The 16,055-nt window shown below is 45.7% G+C and carries 16 protein-coding genes and 1 riboswitch; of the genes, 8 read left to right on the forward strand and 8 right to left on the reverse strand.

The features are described from left to right. Positions 1-37: 37 nt before the first annotated feature. Positions 38-1,246 (reverse strand): adenosylhomocysteinase, encoded by a 1,209-nt coding sequence (locus MF542_RS03115; RefSeq protein ID WP_247015845.1) that lies wholly within the window; start codon positions 1,244-1,246, stop codon positions 38-40. Positions 1,247-1,446: 200 nt separating this feature from the next. Here MF542_RS03115 and MF542_RS03120 point away from each other — a divergent pair, with 200 nt between their 5' ends. Beyond that, entirely contained in the window at positions 1,447-2,892 is a 1,446-nt protein-coding gene (locus MF542_RS03120; RefSeq protein ID WP_247015847.1) for a serine hydrolase, read from the forward strand. A 38-nt stretch (positions 2,893-2,930) separates the two neighbouring features. Here the strand turns inward: MF542_RS03120 and MF542_RS03125 are convergent, their stop codons facing one another. Both MF542_RS03125 and MF542_RS03130 read right to left on the reverse strand, forming a co-directional pair. Next, positions 2,931-3,794 carry an acyl-CoA thioester hydrolase/BAAT C-terminal domain-containing protein gene (locus tag MF542_RS03125; RefSeq protein ID WP_247015849.1) on the reverse strand — a complete coding sequence of 288 codons (864 nt, stop codon included), beginning with the start codon at positions 3,792-3,794 and terminating at the stop codon, positions 2,931-2,933. 69 nt (positions 3,795-3,863) lie between these two features. Continuing rightward, positions 3,864-4,334 (reverse strand): nuclear transport factor 2 family protein, encoded by a 471-nt coding sequence (locus tag MF542_RS03130; RefSeq protein WP_247015851.1) that lies wholly within the window; start codon positions 4,332-4,334, stop codon positions 3,864-3,866. 114 nt (positions 4,335-4,448) lie between these two features. Between MF542_RS03130 and rimO the strand changes: the two genes are divergently transcribed. The 4 genes from rimO (at position 4,449) to MF542_RS03150 (ending at position 8,220) form a co-directional block, all read left to right on the forward strand. Next, positions 4,449-5,834, forward strand: coding sequence for a 30S ribosomal protein S12 methylthiotransferase RimO (gene rimO / locus MF542_RS03135; protein WP_247015853.1), 1,386 nt, complete (start codon positions 4,449-4,451; stop codon positions 5,832-5,834). Positions 5,835-5,861: 27 nt separating this feature from the next. After that, positions 5,862-6,428 (forward strand): hypothetical protein, encoded by a 567-nt coding sequence (locus tag MF542_RS03140; protein ID WP_247015855.1) that lies wholly within the window; start codon positions 5,862-5,864, stop codon positions 6,426-6,428. Positions 6,429-6,525: 97 nt separating this feature from the next. Next, positions 6,526-7,446, forward strand: coding sequence for a bifunctional helix-turn-helix transcriptional regulator/GNAT family N-acetyltransferase (locus tag MF542_RS03145; protein ID WP_247015857.1), 921 nt, complete (start codon positions 6,526-6,528; stop codon positions 7,444-7,446). A 75-nt stretch (positions 7,447-7,521) separates the two neighbouring features. Next, entirely contained in the window at positions 7,522-8,220 is a 699-nt protein-coding gene (locus MF542_RS03150) for a glycine-rich domain-containing protein (protein ID WP_247015859.1), read from the forward strand. Positions 8,221-8,280: 60 nt separating this feature from the next. On the opposite strand, the gene MF542_RS03155 is transcribed toward MF542_RS03150, so the two are convergent. Next, entirely contained in the window at positions 8,281-9,159 is an 879-nt protein-coding gene (locus MF542_RS03155) for a calcium-binding protein (protein ID WP_247015861.1), read from the reverse strand. A gap of 146 nt (positions 9,160-9,305) precedes the next feature. Beyond that, positions 9,306-9,454: riboswitch (FMN riboswitch) on the forward strand. Between the two features lie 117 nt (positions 9,455-9,571). Between MF542_RS03155 and ribB the strand changes: the two genes are divergently transcribed. Beyond that, on the forward strand, positions 9,572-10,237 hold the full coding sequence (gene ribB / locus MF542_RS03160) for a 3,4-dihydroxy-2-butanone-4-phosphate synthase (protein ID WP_247015863.1): 666 nt from the start codon (positions 9,572-9,574) through the stop codon (positions 10,235-10,237). 29 nt (positions 10,238-10,266) lie between these two features. On the opposite strand, the gene MF542_RS03165 is transcribed toward ribB, so the two are convergent. Both MF542_RS03165 and MF542_RS03170 read right to left on the reverse strand, forming a co-directional pair. Continuing rightward, a complete protein-coding gene (locus tag MF542_RS03165; RefSeq protein ID WP_247015864.1) occupies positions 10,267-10,632 on the reverse strand; it encodes a hypothetical protein in 366 nt (121 codons plus the stop codon). Positions 10,633-10,708: 76 nt separating this feature from the next. Then, entirely contained in the window at positions 10,709-11,590 is an 882-nt protein-coding gene (locus MF542_RS03170; protein ID WP_247015866.1) for a LysR family transcriptional regulator, read from the reverse strand. Positions 11,591-11,702: 112 nt separating this feature from the next. Here MF542_RS03170 and MF542_RS03175 point away from each other — a divergent pair, with 112 nt between their 5' ends. Next, a complete protein-coding gene (locus MF542_RS03175) occupies positions 11,703-12,443 on the forward strand; it encodes a DUF1330 domain-containing protein (RefSeq protein WP_247015868.1) in 741 nt (246 codons plus the stop codon). Between the two features lie 46 nt (positions 12,444-12,489). On the opposite strand, the gene MF542_RS03180 is transcribed toward MF542_RS03175, so the two are convergent. Next, positions 12,490-13,116: a glutathione S-transferase family protein gene (locus MF542_RS03180; RefSeq protein WP_247015870.1), complete on the reverse strand. Its 627-nt coding sequence runs from the start codon at positions 13,114-13,116 to the stop codon at positions 12,490-12,492. A 224-nt stretch (positions 13,117-13,340) separates the two neighbouring features. Between MF542_RS03180 and MF542_RS03185 the strand changes: the two genes are divergently transcribed. Then, on the forward strand, positions 13,341-14,564 hold the full coding sequence (locus MF542_RS03185; protein ID WP_247015873.1) for an S-methyl thiohydantoin desulfurase family protein: 1,224 nt from the start codon (positions 13,341-13,343) through the stop codon (positions 14,562-14,564). On the opposite strand, the gene MF542_RS03190 is transcribed toward MF542_RS03185, so the two are convergent. After that, positions 14,561-16,054, reverse strand: coding sequence for a DUF7133 domain-containing protein (locus MF542_RS03190; RefSeq protein ID WP_247015875.1), 1,494 nt, complete (start codon positions 16,052-16,054; stop codon positions 14,561-14,563). The two genes, MF542_RS03185 and MF542_RS03190, sit on opposite strands and share 4 nt — an antisense overlap. Position 16,055 lies beyond the last annotated feature (1 nt).

Here is a 16,055-nt window from a genome sequence, read left to right on the forward strand (position 1 = left end):
TTAGCAGGGCAGTTGTTTTCTGCCCTGCCCTACCATCTTATACTTTAGCCCAATATTTAAGAGCACCTTCGGCAACAAGATTTTCAATATCATGAGGTACAATTTGCGGTGTGCTTTCATAATCTGTTGCGCACAGAGCAAGTCGTTCCAGGCTCAGTGCCTGCAAAGCGAGGCCAAGGTCCATAATCTCAATCGGATTACCATCGCCAGCTGCCAGATTAACCGGGTTACCACCTGCCAGCAGATAAAGCGTTTTATCATCACTCACGGTGTGCGCTGTTATATGTTCTCTGATTTCAGAGGTAGCAACAGACATATGGGCCAATGCATCAATATTTATTTCATTAGCGAAATGACCTGCATTAGCGATGATGGCTTTATCTTGCATCACTGCAAAATGCTCAGCACCTAAAACACCGCTTTCACCGGTGACGGTAATCACGAGGTCAGCAACCGAAACTGCATTCATAAGATCGGCGGTTTGGAACCCTTCGAGGTGTGCTTCAAGGCGTGTGAGTGGGTTCGCATCAACCACCACCACATGTGCGCCCAGGCCCCTGAGCCGCTGCGCTACACCAGAGCCACAATAACCATATCCAATAACTACAGCCCTTTTCCCGTGCAGCATGATGTTGGTGGCCCGCATAATGCCGTCAACCACGCTGGAGCCCACACCAAAACGGTTTTCAACAATCCGCTTTGCTTGCGTATCATTGATTACGAAGGTTGGAAAATTACCTGTCAGTTCCTCTCTACGAATACGGTTAGCACCAGTCGTGGTTTCCTCTGTCGCTCCAACTAGGCAGGTTTGCAGATGAGAAAACTCAGAGTTTTGGTAGATCAAATGATGCAAATCCCCACCGTTATCGGCGATCAGATCGGGAGTAAATTCCAACACGTGCTCACAGTAGGATAGGTGCTCCTCAAAGCTTTCATTTTTACGAGTAAACACGGATATGCCCATATCAGCGACAAGAGCTGCGGCGGTATCATCCTGTGTGGTGCCCGGGCTGCCAGTAATGGCTATTTCTGCACCGCCCTTGCGGAGTGCTTCGAGCCAAACCCCGGTTTTGGCTTCTAGATGCAGGCAAATGGAAATGGATTTGCCTTGGAAAGGTTTTTCGCGCTCAAACCTTTCACCAATTGAATGTGTGATAGGCATGTTTGCCCGCGCCCATTCAATGCGCTTGCGGCCACTGGGGGCCAAATTGATATCTTCTATTTCATACGTTTTTTCATAGTTCACGTTCGTCCCTTCAAGGCGCGTTATTTAGTGATTGATGGGTAGAGTATAAAGCCATCTTCCTTTATAGCCAATGAAGAGAATTAATAAACTTAGGTTTAATTGAATCTGAACTCACAACATCTAAATATTCTCTCATAAGTATAAAAACATACATGCGGCACCACATATAATGTGAACTCTAGACAGAGAGGATATGCACAATGTGCAGACTATTCTTATCTATGGCACTGCTGTGTGCAGTGTTTACCGCAGCGCCACTGAAAACCCGAGCGACAACCGAGAACCCTACCCAAGAGAAAATTGACAACTACATCCGCGAAGTCATGACGGTCCATGGCATTCCCGGTATTGCCCTTGCTGTTATCAAAGACGGTAAGACTATCCACGAAGGATATTATGGCTATGCGAACCTTGAACACCGCGTACCCGTTTCAGAAAATCAGATGTTCTGGGTGTATTCATCCACCAAGCTATTAACATCTGTTGCTGTTTTCCAGCTTATTGAGGAAGGCAAGCTTTCTGTGGAAACTTATGTCCACACCCTTTTCCCCAACTTTCCTGAGACGTGGAAAAAGGTACAGGTAAAGCACTTGCTCAGCTATTCCTCAGGCCTGCCGGATATTCTGGAACACCGATTAGCCTTCAAGGATTTAACCGAAGCTGAAATCATAGATCGGCTTGCGAAATACGATATGCAGTTCGAAACAGGCGCAAGGTACCGTTATAATCAAACCAACTTCTGGCTTCTAAGCCGAATTATCGCCAAGCTTTCCGGACAGAGTTTCGAAGATTTTGTCCTGTCCCACCAACTCGAAAACACCAAATCAGCTCTTTTTAATTCCAATGCTTTCGAGGTTATCCCAAACCGAATTGTAAAATATAACTTTAACCGGACGTCAAAAACCTATGAACGGCTTGATTTCAATGCTGGCCCCGTTGCACACAGCTCGAACGGGCTCAACATCAGTCTTAATGAGTTCATAAAATGGAATAATCGCCTTGATAAAGGCGAACTTCTAAAAAACAGCACCAAGCAGCAGATGTGGCAGCAGTTCCATTACAGCAACTCAGATCGCCGTTTCATGCACGGCTGGGATTATTATCCTCTTGCAGGCGTGGATAGCATCGGTTTCACGGGGGGCGGTGTTTCCAGCTTCAGGAAATTCCCAACAGAAGATCTCACCATCATCTATCTAAGCAATGGGTTTGAATATCAGATTATCCACAACACGGTCATCAACCATGTTGCAAGCCTTGTGGATGAGAAACTGTATGACAAAAACAAACTTATCCACGAACAAGTCACAAACAGCTTTTTAGCGTATGATTTTGATGATGCTATCGCACGTTACACGAAGCTGAAGGCCGATAATTCAGACATCAACATGGAAGCCATTGTCAATGATGTTGGCTATATGTTGATGCGTAAAAGAGATTTGGAAAGTGCTACCAAGCTGTTCGCAGTAAACGTTAAGGACTTTCCAAATTCCTGGAACACTTACGATAGCCTCGCAGATGCTTACGAACGTTCTGGCGATAAAGCACATGCCATCGAGTTTTACCGAAAAGCAACTGAGCATAACCCTGGCGCTGAACAGATGAAGCGCATTGAAGCTACTATCAAACGGCTGTCTGAAACCGAATAGATTTTAAAAAGGGCGCTATAGAAAGCGCCCTTTCTTTATTAATTCAGTTTCTTCAGAAAAGCTTTCATCTTGGCAGTGCTATCCACACCCGCGTTTTTATTACCCTCATCAGTGCCGCCAATAGGATAATCCGGGTTTAGAAGGTGCCCTGCATCTGGATAATGTGCGTGGGAGCAACTACCGCCCACTGCTTCCATACGCTTGCAAACACCATCCGCCATCTTACCCGCTGGCCAGATTTCATCCATACCACCAGACATCAGTAAAACGGGGCTTGCTATATTTTCTGCGGAGATCACTGCTTTTTCTGCAAAGGTTTCCTGCTTTAAAGAAGCCTCATACAGATCAACAAGGGAGTTTATCTGAACACCCTGTGCAAATGGCACATGAGCCATTGGCTCTCCACCCACAGTCCAGCTGGACGATGGTATTTTCGTCCAATCTTTAAGGATACCAGCCCACACAACGCTGCTTGGGGCAATTGCCATTACACCTTTATAAGAAGGATCACGCGAGGCAAGGAGAAGGGAAAGTTCTGCGCCTTTAGACCAACCTACAACAATCACACCATCATCTTTTGTATCAGCGCGAGCCTGCAACCAATCTTTCGGTGCATCAAAATATTCAAGAGGGATTTCGTTCAGTTCCTGTGGCAGGCCTTCTTCCTTAAAGTAGGCTAAAGACAGAACCGGATATCCCATATCTGAAATTTTAGTAGCCAAATCTTTTGGTTTGCCGCCCTCTGAACCACCAAGTACCAACACGCCATATTTCTTACCCTCGGCAGGCGCAAAATCAGCAACAAATTGATCCGTTTGAACTGAGTTAAAATCTGAAGCTTGGGCGGGAACCGCCATTGATACTGCTGCATAAGCCGCAGCAGCTACTAAAATCTTTTTCATAATATCCTCGCTGTATTTTTATATGTTATTATCTAAACATAAGTTCAGCGAGGGCCGTTACAAGGGCAGTTATTTCGCAATCCAATATTCAGTGATATTTATGATTTTCCCGTCTTTAAACCCAAACATTGCCAGTCTTGGTTCGGTCAGAATATTTTTCCCGTTCTCATCCTTGTAGGCACCAAGATATTCCACTGCCACAAACCTGTTGCCGTGAATTGTATGGATTATCTGTGTGATATTCTCAGGCCCGTCCTGATATGCACCTGCTTCAAGGTTGCGAATAAACGCTTTGCGCCAAGTCGCCCTATCAAAATTCGCATCATATTCAGCATGAATATATTCTACATCTTCATGCATATCACCGAGTAGCGCATCAATATCAGCCACTGTTGAGCCTTGCATACTCACTTTATCAAGGTGCGCAAAATAGGCCTGAATCTTTGATAATTGGCAGTCTTTAGAGCATTCATCGGTTGCACTAACCATCGATGAAAGATATAGGAACGGCAAAAGGGCCAACAGTTTCAAATACGACATAGAATCCCCCACGTTATTTGCACTTGTAAATAAGGCGTGGACTACACATTTGAAACATCGATGCGGTGTAATGGTTTGCTTTAGCGACCAACGGGTACCGCACAGAGAAATAACATGACACAAACCGATACAGTTCAATCACCGAAAGCCGCACCAGCAACCAGCAAGGTTGGTGTTATCTCACTTGGATGCCCAAAAGCACTGGTGGATAGCGAACGCATTCTCACGCAGCTTCGTTCCGAAGGTTATGAAATCTCACCTGAATATGAGGGTTCAGATGTTGTTATCGTAAACACCTGCGGTTTTATCGATAGCGCAAAAGAAGAAAGCTTCAACGCTATCAAAGAAGCAATGAACGAAAACGGCAAGGTAATTGTAACCGGCTGCCTGGGCGTGGATGAAAGCGCAGTGCGCGAAGTGGTACCTGGGGTTCTAGCGGTAACAGGCCCTCAGCAATATGAACATGTGGTATCAGAGGTTCATAAGGCAGCGCCGCAACCGCACGATCCGTTCACACATCTTGTGCCTGAGGCTGGCCTGAAGTTAACACCGCGCCATTATAGCTATCTGAAAATTTCAGAAGGTTGTAACCACCGCTGCAAATTCTGCATCATTCCAAGCCTGCGCGGTGATCTGGATAGCCGCCCGATCCGGGCTGTACTTCGCGAAGCCGAAAAGCTTGTAGAAGCAGGCACGCAAGAACTCCTGATTATCAGCCAGGATACGTCCGCATACGGGCTCGACCGCAAGCATGCCACCGAAGAATGGAAAGACCGCGAAATCCGTGCACATATGCAAGACCTAGCGGAAGCGCTAGGTGATTTAGGTGTTTGGGTACGCCTGCACTATGTTTACCCATACCCGCATGTGGACAACGTCATCCCGCTGATGGCAGAAGGAAAAATCTTGCCGTACCTGGATATCCCATTCCAGCATGCAAGCCCTAAGGTACTGAAGGCAATGAAGCGCCCAGCGAACGATGCCAAAGTGCTTGAGCGCTTAAAAAAATGGCGTGAAATCTGCCCTGAAATCGTAATTCGCTCTACCTTTATTGTGGGCTTCCCCGGCGAAACTGAAGAAGATTTCCAGTATCTTCTCGACTGGCTACAAGAAGCACAATTAGACCGCGTTGGCTGCTTTAAATATGAAGCTGTTGATGGCGCTGCAGCCAACGAACTTGAGGGTCAAGTGCCAGAAGACGTAAAGCAAGAACGTTGGGAACGCTTTATGGCGGTATCCCAAGAGATTTCTGCGGAAAAACTAAAGAAACGTATTGGTATGGAAATGGCCGTTATCATTGACGAGATAACAGAAGAAGGTGCCATTGGCCGCACATATGCCGACGCGCCGGAAATCGATGGCCGCGTATATTTGGAAGGTGCAACAGCGTACACCCCCGGTGATATGGTGATGGCCTATATCACAGAAAGCAATGACTATGACCTATACGGCGTGGTTGTTGTGGACACAGATGAAGACGATGATGACTGGGATTGGTAACAATCTCTAACCCAATAAGAGGTGCTTATGTACGAGACAATTTCGAAACTCCATCCAACCATAAGTACCTTACTCCTCGGTTTATTTTTCTGGATAAAACCAAAACAACCATCTGATCCCAAAACCAACTATAGCTACTATGATGACAATCAGGACGTTGGCCTGATGAAAGCTATGATATTGGCTTCTTTGCTGGAAATCGTGGCTGTTCATATTCTACTGATATTCCTAAAGCCAAGTTGGAGCTTACCTGCTTTCATTCTTGGGTTTCTTGGCCTAGTATATGTTGTAGGCATCATAAAAAGCTGGAAACACAATCCTGTAGAAGTAGATTTTTCAAACCGAATAATCAGAACTCGCTGGGGATTTTCTAACCAACATATAATACCGTTTGAAGCGATAAGCAGTATCACCAAGCCAAAAGATAGTCGGGAGCTTAGGCGAGAAAAAGGATACGTTATTAATGTGTTTCTCGCCGAACCTAACATTGCAATCAATCTAGATGAAAATTCCAGCCTACCAGTTAAATCTATCCATATGATTCTTGATCAACCTAAAGATTTTCATCTAGCCCTTCGAAATCACCTAACGTAATACGGGACACCTCTATTTCATTTCTCTCAAATCTCAATTTATTTGACAAAAGCAAATATATATTTGATAAAATCAAATAAATTGAGAGGCAAAAGACATGAAGCAATACGATGCAATTTTAGCAGTTAGAAAGTTTAACCGCTTCTATACCAAGTACTTTGGTTTATTACGCAAAAGCCTTTTAGATTCTGATTATTCACTTTCAGAGGCTCGAGTGCTTTATGATCTTGCACAAACTGATAGTTTAACCTCTAAAGAAATTGTTAAAGAATTGGAACTTGATCCCGGTTATCTGAGCCGCATTATCAAGCGTTTCGAAAGCATGGGCCTTGTTTCCAAGGAACGTTCAAAGAAGGATGGCCGCGCCTATCATGTTTCCCTGACCAAGGAAGGTAAGCGACAAGCTAAATTAATGGCAGACCGTGCCAATGATGATCTTGCGGAAAAAATGGATAAACTATCTCCGAATAATCTTGCCACATTAACTGCGAGCCTTAATCACATTGAACAAACTTTCCAAAGTTCAAGCAATCAAATACCTGCCCCCATAATCCGAAGTCACCGTGCAGGCGATATCGGATGGATTATTTCAGAACACGGTAAGTATTATTCGGAACATCACAGCTTTAATGAAGGGTTTGAAGCACTGGTTGCCAAAATTGCCGCTGATTTTATCAATGATTATGATCCTGAATTGGAACACTGCTGGATAGCAGAACTAAATGGCAAAAATGTAGGTTCTATTATGCTGGTATGGGAAAATGAAACCACAGCACGCCTAAGACTTCTCTATGTATCACCCGATGCGCAGGGATACGGTCTGGGCAAACAACTCGTCTCGGAATGTATCGCCTTTGCAAGAAACGCCGGCTATAGCCAGATTGAACTTTGGACCAACAAGGTATTGGAAACCGCATGCCATATATATGAAAAGTCAGGCTTTGAACTGATTGGCGAAGATACACATGAAGACTTTGGAGGGCCACAAGTTGGTCAAACATGGCGTCTCGCTCTATAAACCCTATCAGCTATCTATCTTGAAATTGCTAGCTAACTCCCCACCTATTACTGTGATTTAATACACAGGGGGCTTATGATTGAATATATAGCAGCAGCGGTAGGCATCGGCTTTTCTTATGGTGCTTACAGGCTATGGAAAACAGCAAAAGAAAAACAATTTCTAGCACTTTACCAGTTCCCAGAACATGTACAAAAGAAGGTATCTGAAAAATATCCGGAACTTAGCCGCAGCGATATCAACACAATTTTCTCAGCTCTCAGGGATTATTTCATCATCCACCAGCAAGAGAAAAAGAAAGGTATCGCTATGCCGTCAAAAATTGTCGATGACGCATGGCATGAGTTTATTCTTTCAACACGTGAATATGAAAGCTTCTGCCAAAAAGGGCTAGGCCGTTTTATTCATCATATTCCTTCCGAGGCAATGCACAGTGAAAACTCCGCGCAAGAAAGCCTTAAGCGCGTCTGGAGGTATGCATGCCGCCAACAGAATATAGATCCTAAAAAACCAGACAGGTTGCCGCCCCTCTTTGCGCTTGATGCCCGCTTTAATGTGAAAAACGGCTTTACCTATACACTCAATAAATCCGCATTTGATGAACGTATTTTTAATGCACGGCACATCCAGTGTATGGCAGCGGCCGCCGCAGGAACAAGTGCAGCCTCCGGCGGCGCGGCAATCTTTGGCGCTTCAGGTGGTGACAGTGCCGGAGATGGCGGTGGTGATGGTGGCGGATGCAGCAGTGGCTGTGGCGGCGGGTGCAGCAGCTAACACATAGATCTACAATAATATTTGGGCAGAGATATATCTCTGCCCCTGTCATAGATTTCCTTAAAAAACGATATTTAAATCAGATGCAGTAATCACTTCATGAGACAATATGGTAATACTATCTCCATCATCCGTAGTAAGCTTCAAACCAAATGAATAATAATGATGATCGCTAGAAACAGTTTCGGCGGTAGCTCTCAGCTGAGATGCTGAAGATACGCCACCCGAAAAATTTTCGAAGTTTAAAATAAAACTGTCAGCATCACCACCTACAAGCAATACATCATTGCCATGATTACTGGCGAAATAGAATGTATCCTGCTCAAATTCAGCCTGCTGGTCTACAGCACCATTAATTGTATCATCACCAGCGCCTCCCCAAACAGTATCACTGTTATAACCTGCAACAATGGAGTCATTACCATCGCCGCCGTAAATAACTGCTGAATCTAAATATCTTATAATATGGTCATCGCCTGTACCGGCATAAATAGTGTCATCACCTGATACAGATCGAATAGTGTCATTTCCTGCGCCTGTGCCAATAATATCATCATGGCCACTCAGAATAAGATCATTTCCATCGCCTGCCCACATCGAATGGATTTTCGCGATATTGCTTTTTAACAAAGCTCCGCTACCAAAATTAGGGCTTGCCTCTGCAGGAGCGCCATTACCAAGTGACAAAGGACTTGTATAAAAGCTACCTCCAACCAAAGTATCATCACCTTCACCGCCAACCATAAAATCAGCGTGTATAACTGTCTGTCCCTCTACAATAACATCCGTGTGCAAACTGCCGATAAGAAAATCATTCCCATCGCCGCCAATTAAGCGATCATATGCCGTTCCGCCAACGATTACATCATCACCATTGAAGCCTTCTAAAGTATCTCTGTTCCCGCTTCCTATAAGAGTATCATCTGTGTCAAAATTCATAAAAACCCCCAATTTTAGTTTTATCCACCACAAATACCCCTAAAGAGAACATAAAACAATCAACGATAGTGATAACTGTAATCAGTTGAAATTCTTGGCATCGGGCTATATTTACTAATGGTCGCTTACTAGAAGTGATTGAAATAGCTTGTACTCAGGGCAAGGTGAAATTCCTGACCGGCGGTATGTCTGTTTTTCAGATAAGCCCGCGAGCGCCCACCGCACCTGTGGTGGGGTCAGCAGATCTGGTGAGAGGCCAGAGCCGACGGTATAGTCCGGATGGTAGAGTGGAAGCAGCATAAGGCATCCTTTTTATGGGTGGCCTATTGCTATAGGACGTGCTCCGTTTTGCGCGCCTATTCCCTATATTTACGCCCTGATTCCTGCTGTCTGAAATTTATGGAGACACACAGTGAATCAGACTGATCAAACAATTAAACTAAGTGAGTTCGGCACATCGGTTGAACGTATTGAAAATGCTATTGCTGCACTTAAAGAAGGGCGCGGCATCTTAGTTATGGATGATGAAAATCGGGAAAATGAAGGTGATTTCATTTTTGCCGCTGAAACTATTACACCAGAGCAAATGGCGCTTCTGATCCGTGAAGGTTCAGGCATTGTATGCCTCACGCTACCTGATGAAAAACTTCAGGCGCTTGAGTTGCCGCAGATGGTTGCAGATAATTCATCCAGCATGGGTACTGCTTTCACCGTTTCTATCGAAGCGAAAGAAGGCGTAACCACCGGTGTTTCTGCGGCTGACCGTGTTACCACGATCAAAACCGCCATCAAAGATGGTTGCAAACCAAGCGAGCTTGCACGCCCTGGCCATGTATTCCCGTTAAGGGCCCACGCAGGTGGTGTGCTTGCGCGTCACGGCCATACAGAAGCCTCTGTAGAATTGGTGCGGATGGCTGGCTTCAAGCCCGCAGGCGTACTTTGCGAGCTCACCTTACCTGATGGCACCATGGCGCGCCTGCCTGAAATCTGTGCTTACGGCAAAGCCCATAATATGCCTGTCGTAACCATCGAAGATTTGATTGGATACCTTGAAGCGCAAAATAGCGCCGCGGCATAAACAATCCCTATAGCCCCTTCCGTGGGGGGCTATACCAACCCCATAAATGCCAAAACATCAATGGTGACAAAAAGCGCCCACTGCGGGAATTCAACCAAACTTAATCGTTTCCATAAGATCAATACTGCAAACCAAACAAGCGTTGCACTTGATAGCAAAAATGCAAACCAGGCGAGTTCAATAGCACTTGGGAAATAAGCAGCCCAAAGAAAAGCACCTCCCATAGCAAAAAGCATAATGGTAACAATATGCCAGCATGCATAATTGGTATATTTAGGTACCCTGTGCATATCGCTTTCAACAAGTGGTTTGGCAATAACTGGCCCACCAACCCATGTGTGGATTGCAAATGTCAGAAAAGATGCAGCAGCCGCTGCCATCAGATAAATATTCATAAGTCAGCCCCTCACAGCTAATGAATGTGAAAGACAGTTTATGAAGTGTTAGATACAAAACAGAGATGACAGCTTGTCACTGCGACACTTTATACCTGCCTTGGAGAAGATCCTGTTTTTCCATAAGCACCTTCGAGATAAAACGCATCAGGAGCTTTACTCGTGGTGTGTTTTTCAAATCAGGATGCGTTAATACCCATATATCCTGCCAAGGGAAGGGATCACTTCCTTCGAGCGCCACTAAATTGGGGTCTGGATCGGCCATGTAACAAGTACCCCGGTATATCCCCCGTCCCTGAAGCGCAGCTAGGTGGCGTAACAAAAAATCATCAAGCCGCCAACCAATAGGCGCTTCAGGAAACGGTGATTTCACAATCCATTCTTCTGGTGCAGGATCGAGCGAATTTACAATCCACCGTATATCTGAAACAGGTGTTTCTTCCAGATAATCTACCCTGCAATAATAATTCAGATAAAAGGAGAATAGCTTTCGCCCCACCAAATGTTCCGGTGGTTTTGATGTTGCCCGTACCACCACGTCAGCTTCCGATTTATCCAAATCAGCGAAGTGATATCCGCTGTTAATAGTTAGCTCGATTTCGGGGTACATTCTGGAAAATTCATCCAGCGCATCAAGCAGAAAAAACTGCCCCATAACAACCGGGATGGAAATAGTAATTGGCCCTACTTCGCCTTTGCCTTGTGCCCGCTGCTTACGGTTAGCCGCATAATTTATCTGCTCCATCCTGCGCGCGGCCGCTAATAATTGGTCGCCAAGTTCAGTGGAGCGATACCCACCAGCAACACGTTCAAAAACCGGAGCACCGTACCGGCCATTAATCACAGCCAACCGCCTGGAAACCGTAGAATGGGTAACCCGCAGCTGACACGCCGCTCCTCGCACAGTCCCGTACCGGCTTAGAGCCAGAATAAATCTATAATCATCCCAATTTTCCATTGGTGCAATTTTGCACCAAAGAAAGCAAAAGTAAATCCATACATCTTCAAATTATTTCCCTACCTTGGTGCCACAAAACAATTTCTTCCAAAGACAGCCGAGGATTATGGAAATGAAAAACCTCTTGTTAGCCCAAATCGCCATATTCCTGATTGCAGGAATATGGCACCAAAACAGCTCTCCGGTTTATGCTGGAAATAAAGCACCAGCCCTTCATCTTGAAAAAGGACAATACCTTACCGTTGTTCTTCCTGAAACCAACCCAGCGAAAAACATGCTTCGCGAAGCTTATTATTCCGCAGCTTTTCCTTTAGCGGAAAAATATGGGCTGAAAAGAGAGGTGGGCCTGAAAGTTGAACAGAAAATTATAAGTGATTACAACCCATCAGCAGCTTTATTTTTCTCCTATCCTGATCAAGCATCAGAGAGAAATTTAACAAACGAAGCAATGTGGCCTGAGATCGTAAAACTACGTAAAGAAGCTTGGAAAGAGATTAAGTTCTACAGCGCAACCATCGAACATGACCTCAACATCACCTTCGATCCGGAAAAAAGCTATACACTGGTTGTTGCCTGGACAAACCCTGAGCACCCTAATGATTATTTCCGCTATTTGGACGCAATCAAACAGGTGGTAAACGAAGCAGGTGGGCGCTTTATCTATAAAATGCAAACCCCAAAATATGAAGCCAACACAAAAGGCCAAGCCCCGGCGCAACTAACATTTGTTGAATGGGATACCCCTGATGCGTTTGCCCAGCTAAGCCGAAACCCTGACTATAAAAAGCATGTACCCTTAAGGGAAAACGGCATCCAAAAGCTGGAGTTTTACCGCTTAACCGCACCTCAGTAATAGATACCTATAGCATAAATGGCAGGCCAAAGCCTGCCACATGCATTTATGCACCAAGCTTATATGGTCCGCCACGCTCCAGAGCACGCTTATACGCCTCTCTCTCTTCTATCCGCTTCATATAGGCATCAAGGTTAGGGAAAAAGCCTAATGCGCCTTTTGAATTCGCAGCCTCCATCGGGAAGCTAAGCATAAAATCTGCTCCCGTAAGCTCATCACCCATGAAATACTGCTGCTCACCAAGCGACTGCGCCATATATCCGAAATGGTTGGCAAATTCACTTTGGATACGCGGTTGAAGCGGTGCTGCAGCTTCACCAAGTAAGCTTGTGTATAGCCCCAATAACAACGGCAACATGGCAGATCCTTCTGCATAATGCATCCATTCCACATATTTGTTGTATGCTGCACTATCCACTGCAGGAGCAAACTTACCGCCGCCATATGTGCGGATAAGATACTCAACAATCGCGCCAGATTCGGCAATTTTCACATCACCATCTTCAAGCACTGGGGATTTCCCCAGCGGATGGAGTTCCCTTAAGCTTTCAGGCGCAAGGCGAGTTTCCGCATCACGCTGATAGTAGATAATTTCATATTCGAGTCCAAGCTCCTCAAGCGCCCATAAAATACGCTGAGATCGGCTGTTGTTCAGATGGTGAACTTTGATCATAAAATGCTCCCTGATCTACTTTCTTTATGAACTAGATCACTTGCCCCTCGAGGAAATCCACCTTCAGGTAATTTTATTCACTTTCGTTTGAAATATTCTCTGAAGGCCCTCTGCTAATAACCTTGTCCAGCTTCTTATTCATTGTTACTAATATCTGGTGTTCTGAGCTTTCAATTTCCGTAATGATGCTCTTTCCCCATGGGCATCAACAAAAGGAGCAGCCCATGCTGGCACGCCGTAAATTTCTTCAAGGACTTGCTGTTGCAACAGGCGCACTCCCCCTGAGCACAACACCTGCATTTTCTTCAAACACAGCAAATCCATCACTAAATAACGGTAAAACTTTAACACCACAAATACTTGAAGATGCACTGGTGGGCAGCAGCTACCTTGGCTGTGGCGGTGGAGGTAGCCTCTCTGAAGCACGGGAACTTATTGCAGCTGATTTAGCCAATGGCTTGCAGTTCAAAAGCATAGACGTAGATACGTTAAAGGATACTGACCGCGTTGCCTGCCCCTATGCGCTCGCTAGCCTTGCCCCGATCAGCGGTGAAATGGAAGCTCGCCTGAACACTATCCCGAACAAGATAGAAATGCCAGTTCTGAATGCCTTTCGATTGTTAGAACAACATATAGGGCAAACTTTCGCAGGTGTTATTCTCGGTGAGATAGGGCCACTCAGCATGGCAGAAGGTCTATCCATTGCTGCACGGCTTGGCGTGCCTGCGCTGGATGCTGATACTGTGGGCCGCGCTACACCTGAAATCAACCAACACTCTGTCCGTGTTGCGGGTTACCCTCTTACCCCCGCCGCGGGCGTTACCATGTTTGGCGATGAAATCATTCTGCAAAGCCTGCAAGATCCATCCCGGGAAGAAGACATTTTCCGCACATTGTCTGTTATCAGCAGGCTTGTGGGCGTTGCCGATGCCCCGATCACGGGCGCACAGGCAAAGAAAAAAGGCACTCTCGTAACTGGAAGCTTTTCACTAGCTGCAGCAATCGGCAAAGCAGCACGCACTGCAAAAAGTAAAGACCAAAACCCTATTGAAGCAGCACGCATTGCAGGCGGCGGATATAAATTATTCAGCGGATATGTAAAAGACTTCACTTGGGAAGATAAAGACGGTTTCCTTGTTGGCACATTAACCTTATCCGGCACAGATCATTTTAACGGCCAGACTATGCTTCTTAACTATAAAAACGAACACCTTGTTGCACGCCTTAATGATAAAGTTATAGCTACTTGCCCGGACCTCATCACAGTAGTGGATGAAGCAACAGCAGAAGGCGTCAATAACCCTGATTTCAAGAAAGACCAGGCCGTCACCGTACTAGGTTTCAAATGTGACCCTCTGTGGCGTACTGCAGAGGGATTGTCCGTTTTTGCACCAAGATACTTTGGTTATGACGTGGATTATATCCCTATTGAAGAACGCCTTATCTAACGTGTTGAAAGCAAATAGGCCGCTAGGGCTTTGCGCTCTTCATCCGAGATATCAGGCCTCGGCATAGGGCCGGGCGGTGTATCAAGCAACGCCTGCAGGCTGCTTAAGGTGTAGCGACTTTGTAAACCCTGCAAAAGCTTCACCTGAACACCTTCACCTGCCTGCCCGGCTTCATGACAAGATGCACAGTTCTGCTCTCTATACAGCACTTCCCCTACCGCACTTAATGAGCGAATGCTGTCCTCGCCCAAATCTTCAAATGGATCACGCACTACTCCATTTTCTTCGGTAGCCGCAGAGGTTCGAATATCGCCCCACCCCACACGGTAGATGGTACCTGAATAATCATCCGAGATATAAATAGCCCCATCGAGCCCTTGTTCGATATCCACAGGGCGACCAATCACATCCTCATTTTCCTCAAAACCCGTAAGGAAATCTCTCTGTTCAATTGAACCATCGTCACCATAATGGAGCGATACTACTTTGTAGCCAGAAAGCTTACTGCGGTTCCATGAACCATGCAGTGCAACAAGCGCAACACTATCATACTCTTCAGGGGCCAAGTTTGGTTTCAGAAATTTAATACCAAGCGGCGCAACATGTGCACCAAGCCCGTGCACCATAGCTTTAGAAGCAGCGATTTTATCTTCATTTCCCAAACCAAAATCTGGGTCAACTTGCTTATCATCATAGGTGTAAGGCCAGCCGTAGGATTGTCCTTCTTCAATCTGGTTAATTTCGCAATGCGGCGTATCATCACCCAGAAGGTCTCGACCATTATCTGTACCGTAAAGTTTACCGGTGGTAGGGTGCCAATCAAATCCAACAGTGTTCCTCAGGCCAGTTGCGTATATACGGGCTTCACTGCCATCAGGCCGCATCCGAAGCATAGCAGCACGGTATTCATGTTCTTCAATGCATACATTGCAGCTTGAACCAATGGTTACATAAAGCCAGCCATCAGGGCCGAAGCCGATTGTACGTGTTCTATGATTTCCTCCAGGTGGCAGGCCCTCAAATACGCTTTCAATGGCACCAACCTTTCTGGTAGCTGCAGCAAAAGGAACGCGGATAATACGGTGAGTTTCAGCTACATAGAGATAGCCATCCTGTAGTGCGAGCCCATGAGGTACATCAAGCCCTTCAAGCAGCACGGTTCTACCATCAGAGCGACCATCACCATCATCATCTGCATGCAAGAGAATAACCTTACCTTCCCGCATACTGCTAACCACCAGATCACTCCGGCTTGTGGTACGCATCATGCGAGCGTGAGCTACATTTTCGGCAAACACTCCAAGCTTAAACCCATCCGGTAGTTGGAAGCGCGCATTCATTGTTGCAGTATCAGGGGTTTCAAGCTGTTTGCCCGTAACAAAATCAAGAAGCGGGCCACCTATATTTAAATTTTTAGGCCAGAAAATCCATAGCGCCAGTATTAACACCAGCAACAGAACCAAAAAACCAAGTCCAATTTTCTTCAGCATC

The sequence above is a fragment of the Kordiimonas laminariae genome (assembly GCF_023008165.1).
Classification (GTDB): domain Bacteria; phylum Pseudomonadota; class Alphaproteobacteria; order Sphingomonadales; family Kordiimonadaceae; genus Kordiimonas; species Kordiimonas laminariae.

What these genes read in the sequence shown, in the direction of transcription:
- MF542_RS03120 (WP_247015847.1), top strand. Translation starts at nt 1,447, where the DNA reads ATGTGCAGACTATTCTTATCTATGGCACTGCTGTGTGCAGTGTTTACC.
- MF542_RS03125 (WP_247015849.1), bottom strand. Translation starts at nt 3,794, where the DNA reads ATGAAAAAGATTTTAGTAGCTGCTGCGGCTTATGCAGCAGTATCAATG.
- MF542_RS03130 (WP_247015851.1), bottom strand. Translation starts at nt 4,334, where the DNA reads ATGTCGTATTTGAAACTGTTGGCCCTTTTGCCGTTCCTATATCTTTCA.
- rimO (WP_247015853.1), top strand. Translation starts at nt 4,449, where the DNA reads ATGACACAAACCGATACAGTTCAATCACCGAAAGCCGCACCAGCAACC.
- MF542_RS03140 (WP_247015855.1), top strand. Translation starts at nt 5,862, where the DNA reads ATGTACGAGACAATTTCGAAACTCCATCCAACCATAAGTACCTTACTC.
- MF542_RS03145 (WP_247015857.1), top strand. Translation starts at nt 6,526, where the DNA reads ATGAAGCAATACGATGCAATTTTAGCAGTTAGAAAGTTTAACCGCTTC.
- MF542_RS03150 (WP_247015859.1), top strand. Translation starts at nt 7,522, where the DNA reads ATGATTGAATATATAGCAGCAGCGGTAGGCATCGGCTTTTCTTATGGT.
- MF542_RS03155 (WP_247015861.1), bottom strand. Translation starts at nt 9,159, where the DNA reads ATGAATTTTGACACAGATGATACTCTTATAGGAAGCGGGAACAGAGAT.
- MF542_RS03165 (WP_247015864.1), bottom strand. Translation starts at nt 10,632, where the DNA reads ATGAATATTTATCTGATGGCAGCGGCTGCTGCATCTTTTCTGACATTT.
- MF542_RS03170 (WP_247015866.1), bottom strand. Translation starts at nt 11,590, where the DNA reads ATGGAAAATTGGGATGATTATAGATTTATTCTGGCTCTAAGCCGGTAC.
- MF542_RS03175 (WP_247015868.1), top strand. Translation starts at nt 11,703, where the DNA reads ATGAAAAACCTCTTGTTAGCCCAAATCGCCATATTCCTGATTGCAGGA.
- MF542_RS03180 (WP_247015870.1), bottom strand. Translation starts at nt 13,116, where the DNA reads ATGATCAAAGTTCACCATCTGAACAACAGCCGATCTCAGCGTATTTTA.
- MF542_RS03185 (WP_247015873.1), top strand. Translation starts at nt 13,341, where the DNA reads ATGCTGGCACGCCGTAAATTTCTTCAAGGACTTGCTGTTGCAACAGGC.
- MF542_RS03190 (WP_247015875.1), bottom strand. Translation starts at nt 16,054, where the DNA reads ATGCTGAAGAAAATTGGACTTGGTTTTTTGGTTCTGTTGCTGGTGTTA.